This window comes from Chromobacterium haemolyticum (assembly GCF_002081825.1).
GTDB classification, from domain to species: Bacteria; Pseudomonadota; Gammaproteobacteria; order Burkholderiales; family Chromobacteriaceae; genus Chromobacterium; species Chromobacterium fluminis.
Window position 1 is genome coordinate 234,129 of record NZ_MUKU01000001.1, and the last position, 18,119, is coordinate 252,247.

An 18,119-nucleotide genomic window follows, 5' to 3' on the forward strand; every position below is an offset into this window, starting at 1 on the left:
TGCCGACGTTCAGATCACGCCGGCTTTGAATAGGTCGTGCAGATGCAGCGCGCCTATCAGCTTGTTGTCTTCGTCTACGACCAGCAGGCTGGTGATCTTGTTCTGTTCCATCAGGAACACCGCCTCGGTGGCCAGTTTTTTCGGGCCTATGGTGCGCGGCGAGGGGCTCATCACCTGATCTATGGTCAGGTCATAGAGATTGGCGGAGCGTTCCAGCGTGCGGCGCAGGTCGCCGTCGGTGTAGACACCCAGCAGGGCGTTGTCGGGGGAGCAGACGGCCAGCATGCCCAGCCGCTTGCGCGACAATTCCAGCAAGGCGTCTTTCAGCGAGGTGCCCGGCGCCACTCGCGGCAATTCATCGCCGCTGTGCATGATGTCGGAAACGTGAACCAGCAGCTTGCGGCCCAGGCTGCCGCCCGGATGCGACAGCGCGAAATCGCCTTGACCAAAGCCGCGCGCGTCCATCAGCGTCACCGCCAGCGCGTCGCCCAGCGCCATCTGCACCGTGGTGCTGGTGGTGGGCGCCAGGCCCAGCGGGCAGGCTTCCTTTTCCACGCGGGCGTCCAGATGGATGTCGGCCTCCTGCGCCATGGTGGAGTTTTCGCGTCCGGTCATGCAGATCAAGCGCACACCCTTGCGCTTCAAGGCCGGCAGCAGGGCGATGACCTCATCGCTTTCGCCTGAGTTGGACAGGGCCAGCACGATGTCCTGGGCGGTGATCATGCCCAGGTCGCCGTGGGCGGCCTCGCCCGGATGGACGAAAAAGGCCGGCGTGCCGGTGCTGGCCAGGGTGGCGGCGATCTTGCGCGCCACGTGGCCGGACTTGCCCATGCCGGTAACCGCTAGACGGCCGGGGCTGGACAGAATCAGGTCCACGGCGGCGAGAAAGTCGCCGTTCAGGCTGCGCGACAACGCGGTAATGGCTTCGGACTCTATCTGCAGGACTTCCCGGGCCAACTGGAGCCGGGACGTAGCTTGTACTTTTTCCATAATTCGAAAGTATATCAAAGGTTATAATCGCTGAACGCAGGCTGGTGCATCTTTTGCTTGGCATGTGTTAAAAATTGCAGCCTTCTATCCCATCAGCCTCAGGAGTTCCGCCGCGCGATGCATTCGTCTCTTGCCCCTATCGTCTTGGTTTTGCTGGCTGCGGTGCTGTCGGTGACCTTGTGCCGCAGCCTGAAAGTGCCGGCCATGCTCGGCTATCTGGTGGTGGGCTTCCTGGCTGGCCCCGGCGTGATGAATTTGATTCCGCAAGGCGAGGAAACCGCCTTTCTCGGCGAGATCGGCATTGTCTTCATGATGTTTTCCATCGGCCTGGAGTTTTCCCTGCCCAAGCTGCGCGCGATGCGGCAGCTGGTGTTCGGCGTCGGTTTCGGCCAGGTGGCGGCCACTATGCTGTTGGTGGGCCTGGCGGTGGGCTGGATCAGCGGCAGCCCGCTGACTGGCTTCGCCGTCGGCGGCGCGCTGGCGATGTCTTCCACCGCCATCGTCAGCAAGCTGCTCAACGAGCGGCTGGAGTTGAACCAGGCTCACGGCCAGTTGGCCATCGGCGTGTTGCTGTTCCAGGATATCGCGGTGGTGCCCTTGCTGATCCTGTTCCCGGCCTTCGCCGGCGGCAGCGACACCTTGTGGATGGATCTGGGCCTGGCGGCGTTGAAGGTGGTGGTGGTGCTGGCTCTGTTGTTGTTCTTCGGCCAGCGCCTGCTGCGGCCGTGGTTCCACCTAGTGGCGCGACAGCGCTCGGGCGAGCTGTTCATGATCAATGTGCTGCTGGTGACCTTGGGAGTGGCCTGGCTGACCGAGCTGTCCGGCCTGTCGCTGGCCTTGGGCGCTTTTGTCGCTGGCATGTTGATTTCGGAAACCGAATACCGCTATCAGGTGGAGGAGGACATTCGGCCGTTCCGCGACATCCTCTTGGGTTTCTTCTTCGTCACCGTCGGCATGAAGCTGGAGCTGACGGTGTTGTTCGAGCGTTTCGGCGAAGTGCTGCTGATGTTGGCCCTGCTGCTGCCGATCAAGGTGGCGGTGGTGTTCGGCGTGGCGCGCGGTTTCCGCCACAAGTCCAATGAGTCCATGCGCGCCGCGCTGGCCCTGGCGCAGGGCGGCGAATTCGGCTTTGTGCTGCTGGCGCTGGCTTTGAACCTGCATTTGGTGCCGGCCGGCACCGCTCAGGCGGCGATCGCCGCGATTCTGATCTCGATGCTGATCGCGCCCTTCCTGATTCTGTACGGGGACAAGATCACCCGCCGTCTGATCAAGCAGGACTGGATGTTCCAGGCGCTGGACCTGCACCATATGCTGGTGGAGAGCATGTCCAAGAACGACCATGTGGTGATCTGCGGCTACGGCCGCAGCGGCCAGGCGCTGGCGCGGCTGTTGGAAGCGGAGGAGATTCCGTTCTTCGCGCTGGACATGGATCCGGAGCGGGTACGCGAGGCTGGGGAGGCTGGCGATCCGGTGGTGTTCGGCGACGCCGGCAAGCACGAGGTGTTGGTGGCGGCTGGCTTGATGCGCGCCAAGGCGGTAGTGGTGACTTTTGCGGACACTCACGCGGCCTTGCGCATTCTGAGTTCGGTCGAACATGCGCGGCCGGGGCTGCCGGTGATCGTGCGCACCGTGGACGACAGCGATATGGATCAACTACGCCACGCCGGCGCCGACGAGGTGGTGGCCGAGATGATGGAGGGCAGCCTGATGTTGGCCTCGCAGGCGCTGCTGGTGGTCGGTGTGCCGCCGAGCCGGGTGGTACGCCGCATCCGCGCGGTGCGCGAGGAGCGCTACGGCCTGTTCCGCGGTTTTTTCCGCGGTGCCAGCGACGAGGGCGAGGCCATGGACGAGGCCTTGGTGCCTCGCTTGCAGAGCGTTCAGGTTTGCACCGGGGCGGCAGCGGTGGGACAGCCGTTGGCCAATCTGCATCTGCGGGATTTGGGCGTAGAATTGAAGGCGATCCGCCGCCAGCGAGTGCGGCGAACCGATTTCGACGACAGCTTCGAGGTGGAGCAGGGCGACACACTGGTGTTGTTGGGTACGCCGGAACAGCTGGCGCTGGCGGAATACCGGATTCTGCAGGGAGAGTAAGGTCCTACGAGATAAAGCCGAAACGGCCCCCGCGGCGTGAGTCGCGGGGGCCGTTTGTCTTAATGCGGGGTCTCAGAGCCTGTTCAAAGTCTCGCGAGCTAGAGCGAGACTAAGGTGAAAACGGCTGAGAAAGCGGAATGGTCAAGTGGTAGATGCGCATTTCGAAGCGGTGCTCACCATGTCGGGCTTCACCGCAGCGCAGCTGGTCGTAAACAGGTTCTAAGGCAGGATGGTGGTGATCTGTTTCTGCAACTGCTGCTTCAGCGCCTGCTGCTTTTCCACCTCGGTCTTCTTGCCCTTGACCATGGCGTTGAAGTCCAGCGCGTACACCGGCGCGTTCAGCGGGCCGGTGATTTTCAGCGGCACGTTGACGCCCTTGAGGCGGGCGAAGGCCAGCGGGTTGGCCTGCACGTCCATGGTGTAGTCGACGATGCTCTGCTTCAGGTCTATCTTGCCGCCGCCGCCTACATTCATCAGTTGAGACGCCAGTTTCAGGTCCTGGCTGCGCGCCACGCCCTTGTCCAGGCGGAAGCTGCTGGACAGCGTGGAGAAGGTGGTTTTCTGGTCGTTCTGCGCGGCGCTGTTCCATTCCTTCAGTTCGGCCGGCAGGTTTTTCAGCGCCGCCACTAGGTCGATGCCCGTCAACGCGCCGTTGTTCAGGCTCATCTGCACATTGCCGCTGAGGGTGTCGCGCAGCTGGGCGAAGGATTTGCCGTCCGCGTTGATGTCGATTTTGCCGTTGCCCTTGCCGTCCAGGCGGCTGAAGTTGAACAAGTCCACCAGCAGCGGGCGGATCTTCATGCCTTGCAGCGTCTGGTTCACTTTCAACTGAGGCACGTCGCGGCGGCTGAGGCTGGCGTCGCCCTGCAAGCGGCCTTCGTAAATGTCTGCCGACATCTGGCCCAGCTCCAGTTCGCGCGGGTTGACGCGCACATTGCTGCTGATTTGCTTGATGCGGAAGCGGCCTACCGCCAGTTCGCCTATCGCCACTTTTCCTGTGAGGTCGAACAGGTCCAGCCAGTCCAGCGGGATATCGCCGGTATTTTGGAAGATGGCCACCGGATCGCCCTTGCTTTCCGGCAGGTAGCGGTTGAGGTCCAGCCGGCCCACGGACACGGTGGCCTCGTGGCGCGGTTTGATCAGGCCGTACTGGCTAACGGTGACCGCCAGGTCGGAGCCGTCCATTTTGCCGGCGACCCGCAGATTGAAGCGCGGCTCGTCCAGGTCGCCGTCCAGCGCGCCGTCCATGGTGGACACCAGCTTGCCGCGCGGCAGCAGCGGGGTGGTGATGGTGGAAGTCAGCGCCAGCGGCTGCATTCGCAACTGGCTCATGCCGGCCAGCGACAGCGGCGCGTTGAGTTTGACGTTGACCTTGGTGGAGCCGGCCAGCCAGTTGAAGTCGCCGTGCAGCTTGTCGGCGTACAGGCCGGCTTCGTTGAGCTTGAGGTTTTCCAGCGCGGCTTCCAACTGGTACTGGCTGCGCGCGTAGCTGAGCTTGGCGCTCAGCTGGCCGGAAGGCATGGTCAGCTCGTCGAAGCTGGCGTTGATCTGCGGCAGCGCCAGGTGGACTTCGCTGCTGGGCCGCTCGCTGCTGAAGGCGAGCGCCACATTGCTGCCGGTGGCCTGCAAGGTGGCGAAATTGAGTTTGTACTGGCCGCTGACGGTGAGCTTGCTTTCACCCAGGCCGGGAACCTGGGTCATCGCTACCGCGTCCAGCGCTTCCAGGCTGACCTGGTCGTCCTGAATAGACAGCGGGGTGTTGACCGCCAGGCGCACCGGGCGCGAGCCCTGTTCCAGGATGGCGCCGGCGCTGAGGCTGGCGCCGCCGCGCAGATCGTCCGCGTCCAGGCTGATGCTGGCGACGCGGCTGTCGGTATGGGTCATCTGGTCCGACAGCACCAGGGTGCCCTCGCGTATCTTCAGCGTATCCAGCTTGATGGAGAAGCTGCTCTGGCTATGGCGCTGAAATAGATCGGCAATGGACAGGCGGCCGTCTTCGCCGCGGCTGATGTTGGCGCTGGGGCCGTACAGCGCCACTGAACTGACTTCGCGGTTGCCAAACAGTAGCGGCCACCAGGCTAGGCCGACGCGCATTTCTTCCACGCGGGCGAAGGGCGTTTGCTGGCCAGGTTCGGAGACGGAGAGCTTTTCAATCTGGATGCCGGGGGCGGGAAACAATACGGGCGTGACGCGGCCTTCGATACTGATGACGCGGTCGGTATCCTGCAGGGCGTGGGACAGGGTGCCGCGCACCTGGGCTTCATCGAACTGCCAATAGATCAGCGATTGCACCAGCACGATGACCGCGACCAGCGCGGTGAGGCTGTAAACAGCGATGCGAAGCCACAGCCGGCCGGAGTTCAATTTCATTGGTGGATGCTCGGATGGGCCATGCCAGCGGTTTGATCTAGGTTACGGGTTGGGAAATCGGACTGGAGCGGGTGAAGGGAATCGAACCCTCGTCGTAAGCTTGGGAAGCTTCTGCTCTACCATTGAGCTACACCCGCGCGTTTTTCGGCTAGAGCGCCCGAATGTAGCGTTTTTTGCCTGTTTTGGCAAGGCGCGCCGCCGCTGTGGACGGTTCCGGCGATGGCGCGCGCGCTAAGCGATTGATAAAAAAGCACACGCTCAAGTGCCTCCACCCAGCCCGGCCAGCAGGTCTTCCAGTTGATCGGTGGCCTGGCCCCAGCCGCTGGCGAAGCCCATCGCCTCGTGTTCGCGCAGGTCGGCCTCGGTCCAGTGCAAGACGTCGGCGCGGTAATGCGTCTTGCCGTCGCGGGGCTGGAATTCCAGCGTCACGGTCATAAAGGGCTTGGCCGAAGGCAGCCAAGCTTCAGTGTAAGCGTCGGTGAACACCAGGCGGCGTCCGGGCTGCACTTCCAGATAGACGCCGCGATTGGGGAAGTCCTGTCCTTCCGGACTGCGCATCACCACCAGGCTGGAGCCGCCGGGCCGAACGTCCAGTTCGGCCGAGGCCACCGTCCACGGCCGCGGGGTGAACCATTGGCATAGCAGTTCGGCTTCGGTCCAGGCGCGGTAAACCTGTTCCGGCGGGGCGTCGATCAGGCGTTCCAGCGTGAGCCGGTAAGGGCCGTTGGCGTGGTTCATGGCGGATCTTTCGGGCGGGGGTATCGGCTCAGATTAGTTCTTTGTCATGGCGACTGCAATCACGCCGCTGGAATTTGCCGGCGCAGCGCCTGCGCCAGGCGGGCGACGCCTTGCTCCAGTTGCGCCGCTTCCAGCGCGCCGAAGCCCAGACGCAGCGCCGGGATGCCGCGGCTGTCGCCGGCGAAAGCGCCGCCGGGCAGGAAGCGCACACCCTCGCTTCGCGCATCCGCGCTCAGCCGCGGCATGTCCACCCAGGACGGCAGCCGCAGCCACAGCGCCAGCCCGCCTTCCGGCAGCTCGTATTCGGCCAGGCCGGCCAGATGGCGGTCTATCGCGTCGGCCAGCGCCTGACGGCGCGCGCGGTAGATGCGCAGAGCGCGGCGGAGATGACGCTTCAGCTCGCCGCTATGCATCAATTCCGTCACTGCCAGTTCGGTGACGGCGTTGCCTTGGCGGTCTATCAGCATGATGTCGGCGGCGAAACGCTGGATGAGGGCGGGCTCGGCCACCAGGTAGCCTACGCGCAGGCCCGGCGCGAGCACTTTGGACAGGGAGCCCACGTAGATGATGCGTTCGGCGGCGTCCAGGCTGGCCATGGGCAGCATCGGGCTGCGGCTGTAGTGGAATTCGTGGTCGTAGTCGTCTTCGATGATGGTGAAACCGTAGCGCCGCGACAGGGCCAGCAGTTGCAGCCGGCGTTCTGCCGGCATCATCAGGGTGGTTGGGTACTGGTGGTGCGGAGTCAGGTAGACGGCTTTGACAGGATGGGTCCGGCACAGCCGTTCCAGCGCGTCCGGCCGCATGCCGGCGGCGTCTTGCTCCACGTCCAGCGGTTGCGCGCCCAGGGAGCGAAAGGCTTCGCGCGCCGGCGGATAGCTGAGCGCGTCCAGTGCCACCGCATCGCTGGGACGCAGCAGCGCGCGGCCGGCCAGATAGATGCCCATCTGGCTGCCGCGCACCAGGCAGATGCGCTCGGCGTCGGCGTTGAGGCCGCGCTCCATGTCCAGCATTTCCGCCAAGGCTTGTCGCAAGGGCAGTTCGCCGCGCGGGTCGCCGTAGGCCAGCCCCCCGGCGCGGGCGGCTGAGATCAGCGCGCGGCGATAGGCGCGGCCCAGCACGTCGAAGGGAATCAGCCGCGAATCCGGCACCCCGTCGCCGAAGTCGATGTCGTCGTTTGCTGGGATGCTTGTAGGCGTCCGCGCGGCGGCCGGCGCGGCCCGCGGCGTCAGCAGCGGCAGGCTGGGCGCGACGAAGGTGCCTCGCCGGCCCTGCGTCAGCAGCCAGCCTTGCGCCGCCAGTTCCTCGTAGGCCAGCACTGCGGTTTTGCGGTTGATGCCCAGTTGTGCCGCCAGTTCGCGGCTGCCCGGTAGCGGCGCGCCCGGCCGCAGCCGGCCGCGTTGGATGTCGGCGCTGATCTGCTGGGCGATTTGCAGGTGCACCGGCAGCCCGCCGTCTCTATCCAGGCTGAGTTGCAAATCCCATTTTCGCAGCATGCCGCGGACTCCTTTCCTGGCTCTCGTTCCTGTTTCTGGACCATCAATCTTATCAAAACTGGATGTTTTTGCTGGTCCAGTGGCGGCTTAAAGTGATCGAGATGGACATTCAAGGAGCGGCAAATGACACAAAAGGCAGACAGCGGCGCAGGCCGCTACCGGCTGGCGGCGATAGAGCGGCTGGGGCGCGATGTATGCGGATTGCGGCTGGAGTGCGTTGACGCGGGGCCGCTGCGTTTTCGCAGCGGGCAGTTCGTTTCGGTGACGGCTCCGGGCGGGCTGACGCGCAGTTATTCGATGGCGGCGGCCCCGCGCGCCGACGGCGGCGTGGAACTGCAGGTGCGTTTGCAGCCGGGCGGCGCGTTTTCCGAGTGGTTGCGCCGGCAGGCGCGGCCGGGCGATGAGCTTTGGCTGCAAGGGCCCTACGGCGATTGCGTGTGGCGGGAGGACTCCGGCGCAGAGCAGTCGCTGATGTTGGCCACCGGCACCGGGATCGCGCCGCTGCGGGCGATGCTGCAGCAGGGTTTGGGAGAGTCCGGAGGGCGGCCGGTGATCTTGTACTGGGGCGGCCGCAAGGCGGACGACCTGTATTTGCTTGAGGAGATGCGGGCGTGGGAGCGCGAGCGTCCGGGTTTTCGTTTCGAGCCGGTGCCTGTCAGAGGCCGGGCCGGGCTGGCATGGACGGCGCGGCTTCGTGCAACAGGCGGCGGCGGAGGATTTCCCCTGTTTGCGCGCTGCCGAGGCTTACGCCTGCGGCGCGCCGGCAATGGTGGACGCGGCGCGTCAGTTGCTGTCGCGGGAGTGCGGGCTGCCGGAAGGGCGCTTCCTGGCGGACGCGTTTCAGCCGGCAGCTTCAGCCGCGTCAGTTTCGGAGGCGATGGCTTTGAGCGTGCGCGTCGCGGATGGCGGGGAGCGGCGGTTGGAGGTGGCCGCCTCCGGCAGCCTGATGCAGGCGCTGGCCGCCGCCGGGCTGATGCGCGGCGTCTGCGGGGGGCAGGCTGCCTGCGGCACTTGCCTTGTTCGCGTCGAGCCGGACTGGCTGTCGCGTTTGCCTGCAATGGAACGCGCGGAGCGGCGGCTGTTGGCGGCACTGGAAGCCGGCGACGGCCGCAGCCGGCTGGCCTGCCAGATCGCCCTGCAGCCAAGCTGGCACGGTTTACAGATAGTCATACCCGGGTAGGCGACCGCCTGCCCGCATTCACAAAGGAGCATGAAATGGAAGCAAATATTCAGCAATCGGCTTTGGAAGGCGTGGGGCCGGATTTTGATCCGCAGCAATTGATGGCGGTGCGGGACAAAACCCGACAGTCGATTGCGCTGATCGCCGCGGCGATGCAACCGGGAATGCTGGAAGAGGACGCGGTGGAACTGGCCAAGGACATCCTGGCCGAGCGCGGGATGCTGCGGGGCTGGCACGACGTCTATGTGCGTTTCGGCCGCAACACGCTGAAGACTTTCGGCGCGGCGTCCGACCCCGGCGTGCGTCTGGGCGAGGACGATATTTTCTTCATCGATATCGGCCCGGTGTGGAAACAGTGGGAGGGCGACGGCGGCGACAGCTTCGTCACCGGCTCGGACCCGGAGATGGCGCGCTGCGCCGCCGACGCCCGCGCCATCTTCCACGAGGTGAGGCGCAAATGGGCGAGCGAGGGCTGTAGCGGGCGCGAGCTGTACCGGTTCGCCGCGGACTGCGCCGCCGGCCGCGGCTGGACGCTGAACCTGGACCTGTCCGGGCATCGGCTGGCGGACTTCCCGCACGCGGCCATCCACGAGGGGCCGCTGGCGGAGGTGGACTTCACTCCGGCGCGCATGCTGTGGGTCTTGGAAATCCACATCCGCCATCCGTCCCGGCCCTTCGGCGCTTTCTTCGAGGACATGTTGCTGGAGGATGCTTGCTTCGCGGAGTGAGGGCCGCCTAGGTCTGGCTTAGAGCCTGTTCAAAGTCTCGCGAGCGAGAGCGAGACAAGGCGAAAACGAGCGAAAAAGCGGAATGTACAAGTGGTACATGAGCATTTTGAGCTTGTACTCGCCGTGCAAGGCGGCCTGAAGCGCAGCAGACTTTGAATAGGTTCTTACAAGCCCAGCTCGCTCAGGCCGGGATGACCGTCCGGCCTGCGCCCCAGCGGCCAGTGGAACAGGCGCTCGTCCTCGCGGATAGCTAGATCGTTGATGCAGGCGTAGCGGCGTTGCATCAGGCCGTCGGCGGCGAACTCCCAGTTTTCGTTGCCGTAGGAACGGAACCACTGGCCGGCCTCGTCCCGCCATTCGTAGGCGAAGCGCACCGCGATGCGCTCGCGGTCGTGGGCCCATAGTTCCTTGATCAGCCGGTACTCGTGTTCGCGCCGCCATTTTCGGCTGAGGAACTCGATGATCTGCGCGCGGCCGCGCGGGAATTCGGCGCGGTTGCGCCACTGGCTGTCCTCGGTATAGGCCTGAGCCACCCGTTCCGGATCGCGGCTGTTCCAGCCGTCTTCGGCCAGGCGGACTTTGAGGATGGCGCTGTCGAGATCGAAGGGAGGCAGCGGCGGGCGGAGTTCTGGTGCGTGCATGACGACGTTCCTGTCTGGTGAGGGAAGGCGCCCAGTGTGCGCCGGGCCGGCGGCCGGCGGAATATCCGCGGCGGACAATGCAGTGTTGCGCGGAGCGGAAGAACGCGTCCGGCGCGGACTGGCGCGCCGCCCGCGCTTGAGGCAGACTGCCGGACTGGGGCGCTCCGCCAGATCTTGCCGAATCCACGCCGTGAACAAATACAGCCAAATCTTTTCCGACATCGTCGCCGACATCGACAACCAGCGTTACCAGCAGGGCGACCGCATTCCTTCCGAAACCGAGTTGATGCAGGGCTACGAGGTCAGCCGCGGCACCGTGCGCAAGGCGGTGGACATGCTGCAGGAGCGCGGCTATGTGCAGAAGATCCACGGCAAGGGCGTGTTTGTGCTGCGCTCCGGCAATATTGAGTTCCAGCTCAGCGGCATCGTCAGCTTCAAGGAGGCGCATCAGCATCTGGGCCGCCGCGTCAGCTCCCGGGTGGCGGAAATGGAGACGGTGCCGGCGGACGCGCAATTGGCTAGGCTGCTGGACGTGCGCGAGAAAACCCCGCTGCTCAAGATCAAGCGGGTGCGCAATATCGACAATGAAAACGTGATTCTGGACATCAACTATTTCGTCGCCAGCCTGGTGCCGGGGCTGGATCGTGAAGCCGCCGCCGGTTCCATCTACGAATTTATCGAACAGCGGCTGGGCCTGAACATCAGCTACGCGCGCCGGGTGATAGAGGCGCAGGCCTGCAACGACGACGACCGCCGCTACCTGGACTTGAACGGCATGGACCATGTGATCGTGGTCAAGAACCACACCCACCTCTACGACGGCCGTCAGTTCGAATACACCGAGTCCCGCCACCGGCTGGACAAATTCTTCTTCTCCGACGTCGCCCGCCGCAAATAGCGGCCCGGCGGCGCGCGCCGTCATACCTTGATCTGAAGCGACTTATGGCGCCTGTTGCGTTAGCGCACCGGCGCGTTTGATTTTGCGCAAACTCGTCTATACGAGTGTTGACACAACTCGTCTGTACCAGTTAGCGTGCCATCAGCATCGGCGGCGCTTGCCAATATCGCCGCCAGGTTTGATAACGGGCTAGACGGCGTAGACCGTCGGCCGAGAGATACAGGGACCCTCAGATGAGCCACGATTACCAGAAGATAGCCGCGCAGATACTCGAAGCGGTGGGCGGCCGCGACAACCTCCAGCAGGCCGCGCACTGTATTACCCGGCTGCGGCTGTCCTTGAAGGACGAAAGCAGGGTGGACCAGGAGGCACTGCGCCAGGTGGAACTGATCAAGGGTCAGTTCAGCCACGGCGGCGTGTTCCAGATCGTGATCGGTTCCGGCGACGTGGACCGGGTTTACCAGCCCTTGATTGAGCTGGCGGCGCTGCAACGCGCCACGGTGGCCGAGGTCAAGTCCAGCGGCGATCAGAAGCAGGGCCGTTTGCAGCAGCTGGTCAAGGTGTTCTCCGACGTGTTCATGCCCATCCTGCCCGCCATCATCGTGGCCGGCCTGTTGATGGGCATGAACAATCTGCTGGGCGCCAAGGGCATGTTCATCGACGGCAAGAGCCTGCTGGACGCCTACCCGGGCCTGGACGGGGTGTGGGGGCTGATCAATATGATGGCCAACACCTCCTTTGTGTTCCTGCCGGCGCTGGTGGGCTGGTCCGCGGCCAAGCGCTTTGGCGGCAGCGAGGTGCTGGGCATCGTGCTGGGCCTGCTGCTGGTGCATCCGGATCTGCTCAACGCCTGGAACTACGGCAAGGCCGCCGCCGGCCTGGACGGCGCGGCGTTGCCGTATTTCGACGTGCTGGGCTGGTTCCGCATCGAGAAAGTGGGCTATCAGGGCCAGATCCTGCCTATCCTGGCCGCCACCTGGGTGATGTGCCGGGTGGAGCTGTGGCTGCGGCCGCGGGTGCCTAATTCCATCCAGTTGCTGGTGGTGCCCATCGTCACCATCGTGGTCAGCGGCGTGCTGGCGCTGGCGGTGATCGGTCCGGTGGCGCGCCACCTGGGCATCGCCATTACCGACGCGCTGGTCTATGTGTTCAACCTGGCGCCCGTGCTGGGCGCGATGCTGTTCGGCGCCTTGTACGCGCCGCTGGTGTTGACCGGCATGCACCATATGTTCATCGCGGTGGATCTGCAGCTGATCGCCAACCAGGGCGGCACCTTCATCTGGCCGATGATCGCTTTGTCCAATATCGCCCAAGGCAGCGCCGCGCTGGCGATGTTCTGGCTGGCGCGCGCCAGCAATGAGAAGAGCATGGCGTCCACCTCGGCGATTTCCGCCTTCTTCGGCATTACCGAGCCGGCGATGTTCGGCGTCAACCTGCGATACAAGCTGCCGTTCTACGCGGCGCTGGCCGGTTCGGCGCTGGCGGCGGCCACCATCACCCTCAGCCATGTGCGCGCTTCGGCGATAGGCGTCGGCGGCTTGCCGGCCTTCATCTCCATCATCCCGCAGCAGATTCCGATGTTCCTGGTGGGCATGGTGGTGGCCCTGGTGACGCCGTTCGCCCTGACCTGGGTATTGGCGCGCCGCCAGTTGCCGCAGTCCTGATACGAAAGCCGTTCCGATGAAGAAGATCCTGAAATCCGCGGTGGTGTACCAGATCTACCCCAAGAGCTTTTACAGCCACCACGGCACGGCCACCGGCGACTTGCTGGGCGTGGCCGACAAGCTGGACTACCTGGCCTGGCTGGGGGTGGACTATCTCTGGTTGACGCCGTTCTACCGCTCGCCGCAGCGCGACAACGGCTATGACGTCAGCGATTACTACGCGATTGACCCGGCCTACGGCAGCATGGCCGATTTCGAGTTGCTGCTGGCCGAGGCCCGGCTGCGCGGCATCGGGGTGATGCTGGACATCGTGGTCAATCACACTTCCACCGAGCATCCGTGGTTCCGTCAGGCCTTGCTGGGCCGCGACAATCCCTATCGCGATTTTTATATCTGGCGAGACCAGCCCAATAACTGGCGCTCCAAGTTCGGCGGATCGGCCTGGGAGCGGGACGAGGCCAGCGGACAGTATTATCTGCACCTGTTCGACAAGACCCAGGCGGATTTGAACTGGGACAACCCGGCGGTGCGGCGCGCGGTGTTCGACATGATGAATTTCTGGGCGGACAAGGGCGTGGCCGGCTTCCGCCTGGATGTGATCAACCTGATTTCCAAGGATCCGGCCTTTTCCGAGGACGACAGCGACGGCCGCCATTTCTACACCGACGGCCCGCGAGTGCACGAATACCTGCAGCAGATGCACCGCGAGGTGTTCGCCGGTCGCGATCTGATGACGGTGGGCGAGATGTCGTCCACCTCGCTGGAACACTGCGTGGCCTATTCGCATCCCGAGCGGCGCGAACTGTCGATGACCTTCAACTTCCACCATTTGAAAGTGGATTACCCGGACGGCGAGAAATGGCGCGCGGCGCCCTTCGATTTCATCGCGCTCAAGCGCATCCTGTCTGATTGGCAGCGCGGTATGCACGAGGGCGGCGGCTGGAACGCGCTGTTCTGGTGCAACCACGACCAGCCGCGGGTGGTGTCGCGCTTCGGCGACGCCGGCCGCTACCGCGTGGAGTCCGCCAAGATGCTGGCGACCACGCTGCACGGCTTGCAAGGCACGCCCTACATCTATCAGGGCGAGGAAATCGGCATGGCCAACCCCGGCTTCGCCGACATCGAAGACTACCGCGATGTGGAAACCCACAATGCTTATCGCCAGTTGCTGGCCGACGGTCTGGACCGCGAGCAGGCGATGGCGGCGATCCGGCAGAAGTCGCGCGACAACTCGCGCACGCCGATGCAATGGGACGACGGCCGCTTCGCCGGCTTCTCGCGGCGAGAGCCGTGGATAGGGCTGACGCCGGACGCGGCGACGGTGAACGTCGCCGCCGCGCGTCGAGATCCGGACTCGGTGCTGCAGCACTACCGGCGCTTGATCGCGCTGCGCAAGCAGTACCCGATCTTCAGCGACGGCGATTACCGCTGCCTGACGCCGGACGATCCGGCGCTGTGGGTCTACGCGCGAACCGGCGAGCGCGAGAAGCTGCTGGTGATCAGCAATTTCAGCGCGGAGGAACGCGACTACTCGCCGCCGGCCGACTACCTGAGCCCGGACCACGCCTGGCAGCTGCTGTGCGCCAATTACGCCGACGCGGCGTCGCATCCCGCCCGGGCGCGGCTGCGGCCTTATGAATCCTTGCTGTACCGCGCCGTCCTGAGCTGAGCCGCAAGGTTTTCGAAGACGCTGTGCTCATGAACTGTTTTAGCGACTTGCCGGCATTCCCGGTCGGCAGGCCGAGCTGTACCCAAAACGAAGGGAAATGGAGAGAACAATGACTCAATTCGCCCCCCGCGGGCTGGCCTTGCTGGCCTTGTCCGCCCCTCTGTTGCTGCCCGCCGCCGCCCAAGCGCTGGATTTTCACGGCTACGCCCGTCTGGGCGCAGGCGGTTCCGACAGCGGCGGCAAGCAGAGCTGCTTTCAGCTGGCCGGCGCCGAAACCAAGTACCGACTGGGCAATGAATGCGAGCAGTACGCCGAACTGGAACTGGGCCAGCAGCTGTTCCAGGCCGAAAACGGCAGCAAGCTCAGCGTGGTGGGCATGGCCAGCCTGTACAACCGCAATGGCCATTCGCTGACCTTCCAGGGCGACAACGGCAATGTCCGGCTGCCGCAGGCCTACGCCAAATGGAGCGATATCCCGCAGCTGAACGGCGCCACCCTGTGGGCGGGCCGGCGCTACTACAAACGCCACGACGTGCATATCGCCGACTTCTATTTCTGGAATCCCAGCGGCACCGGTTTCGGCCTGGAGGATTTCAAATTGGGCCAAGCGCTCAAGCTCAGCTACGCCTTCTCGCGCAACGACAATTGGTGGCAGGCGGACCAGGCCAATAAGCACGATCTGCAATTGGGGGGCATCGCCGTCAATCCCGGCGGCGAATTGACTCTGGGGCTCAGCTACATCCAGCGCGCCGGCCAGGTGGCGGGCGCGAACAGCGGCTGGTCGCTCAGCGCGCTGCACGAGCAAAAAGGCGTGTTGGGCGGACGCAATCTGTTTGCGCTGCAATACGGGGTGGGGCCGGGAACCGGCCTGGGCGGCACCGGCAGCCTCGCCAGCGATAGCGGCGCGCGCCGTAGCCGGCTGGTGGAGGCGCTGGACTGGCAAGCCACGCGCGAGTTCGGCGGCCAGTTGATGCTGGCCTGGCAGCGCGACGCGCGGCCGGACGGCGGGCAGACTTGGTGGTCGGCCGGCGCGCGGCCGGTCTACGCCTTCGGCGAGCGCTTCAAGCTGGCGGCCGAAGTGGGTTTCGATCGGGTCAAGGCCGCCGACGGCCAGGTCCGCACCTTGAGCAAGTTCACCATCGCGCCGACCTTGGCGCTGGACAAGGCGTTTTGGAGCCGGCCGGAACTGCGTTTCTTCTACACCTACGCGCGCTGGAACCGTGCCGCACAGCAGGCGGCCGCGCCCGGCTCGACTTTGGCCGAGGGGGGCGCCTTCGGCAATGCGCTTAGCGGCTCCACCTTCGGTGTGCAGCTGGAGCACTGGTGGTGAGCGAGCTTTGAACGCAGCGGGCGAGAACCATCAAATTTTTTGAACGTCTCGCCCGGATAATTGATCTGTCGATCCCGTCCGGCGGCTGTTAGATTGCCTGTCTGAAGCGAGACGGGAGGGACTATGCCGGACATCAACGCTCTATTTCGGGCCCGCATCGGCTGGGACGCGCAGCGGCCGCTGGCCTTCGAAGACATTGACGATTTGCTGCGCGAGACGGCATTGAGTCTGCCGTTTGAAAACCTGAGCCTGTTCCAGGGCGGTCCCGAACCGATCAGCGAGCGGAGCCTGTTGGAAAAAATCGCGCTGCGCGACGAAGGGGGCCTGTGTTACGAACTCAATCCCTTGCTCTATCTGTTCCTGCGCCGCAACGGCCTGGAAGCCAGCCTGATCCGCGCCACGATCTTCGATGAGGACAGCCAGGATTGGCTGCCGCTGGGCGGCACCCATGTCGCCATCCTGCTGTGGCACCAAGCCCAGGGCTATTTGCTCGATTGCGGCTACGGCCTGAAGCAACCGCTGCGCATGGTGCCGCTGTGCGGCGAAGTGGCGCGCTCCGCCAACGGCGACTACCGGGTGGCCTGGCCGGCCGGCGCCGGCTTCGCGCAACTGGAACGGCGGCCGCCGGGCGAAGGCTGGCGCATCGCCTACGGCTTCGATCTGGACGATGAGATCGCCGATTGCGGCGCGCTGAGCGAGATCCAGCGCCGCATCGCCGAAGACCCGCGCTCGCCGTTCAACAAGACCCGGCTGATGGCCTTGCTGACCGCAGAAGGCAGCCGGGTGCTGACCGAGGAGACGCTGACCGAGACCCGCAACGGCAGGCAATGTCGGCTGGCGTTGGCGCCGGGCGAGTTCGAGATCTTCCGCCGGCTGTTCACCCGGCGCTTCAGCGAACTGCCGGCTTGAACGGCGAGGGCTTGCCGCCCGCGCCGGGACAGGTACACTGAGGCCCTGATCCATCATCGGGGAGTTTCGCCGTCATGTCCGCCCTGTTTCGCTCCATTCGCCGGTTTGCGCCGGCGCGCATGCTACTGGCCCGTCCGAGGCTGGCAATCGCCGCCGCTGTCGGCCTGCTGGTTGTGCAAGCGCTGCCCTGGTTGTCGCCGGTGCAGGAGATTACCCGCTTCATCGTCGGCTGGAACGTGGGCTCCGTGCTCTATCTGACGCTGGTGGCCTGGATGATGTTCAGCGAGGACCGCCAGCATATTCGTCATTGGGCCAGGCTGGAGGACGAGGGGCAGACGTTGGTGATGACGCTGGCCGTGCTGGCGGCGATGGCCAGCCTGGCCGCCATCGTGCTGGAGCTGGCGGTAGTCAAGGACCTGCACGGCTGGCCGCGCGCCGGCCACGTCGCGCTGGCCATCCTGACTATCTTTTCCTCCTGGGCCTTCATTCATGTGATGTTCGCGCTGCATTACGCGCGGGCCTATTACGCCGCTCACGCGCGCGGCCTGGCCCCTGGCCTGGAGTTTCCCGGCAAGGAAGAGCCGGATTACGGCGACTTCCTCTATTTCGCCTGCATTATCGGCACATCCGGGCAGACCGCTGACGTTAGCTACACCACCAGCGCCATGCGCAAGGTAGGCACGCTGCACTGCGTGCTGTCCTTCTTTTTCAACGCCACGGTGTTGGCCTTGATGATCAATATCGCCGCCGGCCTGATCTGATGCCGGCGCACAGCGAGACCCCATGTTGAATGCTTTGAAATTATTGCTCTTGTTTGGCCTGACCGCCGTGGCGGAAATCGTCGGCTGTTACTTGCCCTGGCTGTGGCTGCGCAAGGAGGGGCCGTGGTGGCTGTTGCTGCCGGCGGCGCTGGCCTTGATGCTCTTCGTTTGGCTGCTCAGCCTGCACCCGGCGGCGGCGGGCCGCGTCTATGCCGCTTACGGCGGCGTCTACGTGGCGGTGGCGCTGTTGTGGCTGTGGCTGGTGGACGGCGTGCGGCCCAGTGTTTGGGACATGGCCGGCGCGGCGGTGGCCTTGTGCGGGATGGCCATCATCATGCTGGCGCCGCGGCCGGTTTGAGAGCGGATTACCGATCCGCCGCGTGGCGAGACGACATGAAAAAACCGGGCTTGGGACCTAATGCCGTTCACTTAGCGGATCGAACTTGTTTGATCGGGTAACGGGACGGCTGCTTTTTCACAACGCGAGGGCATTCACGCCCTCGCCGTTGTTTCGAAAGTAGCAATTCACCCAAGCGCTCGCGCAGGCGAAGCAGCCGCGCCGGCAAGGTGCCGGGGCTGCTGATTGCTAGCCAGCTCCACTCGTAGCGCAAATAATGCAGCGCCGTCGTAAAGCTCAGATCCGTCGGTCTGACGCTG

At 64.7% G+C, this 18,119-nt stretch carries 15 protein-coding genes, 1 tRNA gene and 2 pseudogenes; 11 read left to right on the top strand and 7 right to left on the bottom strand.

From position 1 onward, the window contains the following. Positions 1-9 precede the first annotated feature (9 nt). A complete protein-coding gene (locus B0T39_RS01160) occupies positions 10-990 on the bottom strand; it encodes a KpsF/GutQ family sugar-phosphate isomerase (protein WP_081544425.1) in 981 nt (326 codons plus the stop codon). Between the two features lie 117 nt (positions 991-1,107). Between B0T39_RS01160 and B0T39_RS01165 the strand changes: the two genes are divergently transcribed. Beyond that, entirely contained in the window at positions 1,108-3,081 is a 1,974-nt protein-coding gene (locus B0T39_RS01165) for a cation:proton antiporter domain-containing protein (RefSeq protein WP_081544426.1), read from the top strand. A gap of 219 nt (positions 3,082-3,300) precedes the next feature. Here B0T39_RS01165 and B0T39_RS01170 read toward each other — a convergent pair whose 3' ends face one another. From B0T39_RS01170 to B0T39_RS01185, 4 genes are all read right to left on the bottom strand, one after another. Then, positions 3,301-5,451 (bottom strand): AsmA family protein, encoded by a 2,151-nt coding sequence (locus B0T39_RS01170; protein ID WP_081544427.1) that lies wholly within the window; start codon positions 5,449-5,451, stop codon positions 3,301-3,303. A gap of 63 nt (positions 5,452-5,514) precedes the next feature. After that, positions 5,515-5,588: transfer RNA gene (locus B0T39_RS01175), tRNA-Gly, on the bottom strand. A gap of 121 nt (positions 5,589-5,709) precedes the next feature. Continuing rightward, positions 5,710-6,189, bottom strand: coding sequence for an SRPBCC family protein (locus B0T39_RS01180; RefSeq protein WP_081544428.1), 480 nt, complete (start codon positions 6,187-6,189; stop codon positions 5,710-5,712). Between the two features lie 59 nt (positions 6,190-6,248). Further along, positions 6,249-7,682 (bottom strand): PLP-dependent aminotransferase family protein, encoded by a 1,434-nt coding sequence (locus tag B0T39_RS01185; RefSeq protein ID WP_081544429.1) that lies wholly within the window; start codon positions 7,680-7,682, stop codon positions 6,249-6,251. Positions 7,683-7,805: 123 nt separating this feature from the next. Here B0T39_RS01185 and B0T39_RS26440 point away from each other — a divergent pair. From B0T39_RS26440 to B0T39_RS26040, 3 genes and pseudogenes are all read left to right on the top strand, one after another. Next, positions 7,806-8,406: pseudogene (locus B0T39_RS26440) on the top strand (FAD-binding oxidoreductase); the annotation flags it as partial. A gap of 153 nt (positions 8,407-8,559) precedes the next feature. Further along, complete coding sequence (locus B0T39_RS26035) at positions 8,560-8,862, top strand: 2Fe-2S iron-sulfur cluster-binding protein (protein WP_254894463.1); 303 nt, start codon at positions 8,560-8,562, stop codon at positions 8,860-8,862. 35 nt (positions 8,863-8,897) lie between these two features. Continuing rightward, a complete protein-coding gene (locus B0T39_RS26040) occupies positions 8,898-9,590 on the top strand; it encodes a M24 family metallopeptidase (protein ID WP_254894460.1) in 693 nt (230 codons plus the stop codon). Positions 9,591-9,754: 164 nt separating this feature from the next. Here the strand turns inward: B0T39_RS26040 and B0T39_RS01195 are convergent, their stop codons facing one another. Next, complete coding sequence (locus B0T39_RS01195; RefSeq protein ID WP_081544431.1) at positions 9,755-10,231, bottom strand: nuclear transport factor 2 family protein; 477 nt, start codon at positions 10,229-10,231, stop codon at positions 9,755-9,757. A 190-nt stretch (positions 10,232-10,421) separates the two neighbouring features. Here B0T39_RS01195 and treR point away from each other — a divergent pair, with 190 nt between their 5' ends. The 7 genes from treR (at position 10,422) to B0T39_RS01230 (ending at position 17,820) form a co-directional block, all read left to right on the top strand. Further along, complete coding sequence (treR, locus tag B0T39_RS01200; protein ID WP_217806177.1) at positions 10,422-11,129, top strand: trehalose operon repressor; 708 nt, start codon at positions 10,422-10,424, stop codon at positions 11,127-11,129. A 233-nt stretch (positions 11,130-11,362) separates the two neighbouring features. Beyond that, a complete protein-coding gene (gene treP / locus B0T39_RS01205) occupies positions 11,363-12,793 on the top strand; it encodes a PTS system trehalose-specific EIIBC component (RefSeq protein WP_081544433.1) in 1,431 nt (476 codons plus the stop codon). A 16-nt stretch (positions 12,794-12,809) separates the two neighbouring features. Further along, positions 12,810-14,462: an alpha,alpha-phosphotrehalase gene (treC, locus tag B0T39_RS01210; protein WP_081544434.1), complete on the top strand. Its 1,653-nt coding sequence runs from the start codon at positions 12,810-12,812 to the stop codon at positions 14,460-14,462. Positions 14,463-14,571: 109 nt separating this feature from the next. Further along, positions 14,572-15,792: a maltoporin gene (locus B0T39_RS01215; RefSeq protein WP_206118750.1), complete on the top strand. Its 1,221-nt coding sequence runs from the start codon at positions 14,572-14,574 to the stop codon at positions 15,790-15,792. Between the two features lie 123 nt (positions 15,793-15,915). Continuing rightward, on the top strand, positions 15,916-16,701 hold the full coding sequence (locus tag B0T39_RS01220) for an arylamine N-acetyltransferase family protein (protein WP_081544436.1): 786 nt from the start codon (positions 15,916-15,918) through the stop codon (positions 16,699-16,701). 74 nt (positions 16,702-16,775) lie between these two features. After that, positions 16,776-17,462, top strand: a complete 687-nt coding sequence (locus B0T39_RS01225; RefSeq protein WP_081544437.1) for a DUF1345 domain-containing protein — start codon at positions 16,776-16,778, stop codon at positions 17,460-17,462. A 22-nt stretch (positions 17,463-17,484) separates the two neighbouring features. Further along, on the top strand, positions 17,485-17,820 hold the full coding sequence (locus B0T39_RS01230; RefSeq protein ID WP_081544438.1) for a YnfA family protein: 336 nt from the start codon (positions 17,485-17,487) through the stop codon (positions 17,818-17,820). Positions 17,821-17,887: 67 nt separating this feature from the next. Here B0T39_RS01230 and B0T39_RS25785 read toward each other — a convergent pair. Beyond that, positions 17,888-18,119: pseudogene (locus B0T39_RS25785) on the bottom strand (IS4 family transposase); the annotation flags it as partial.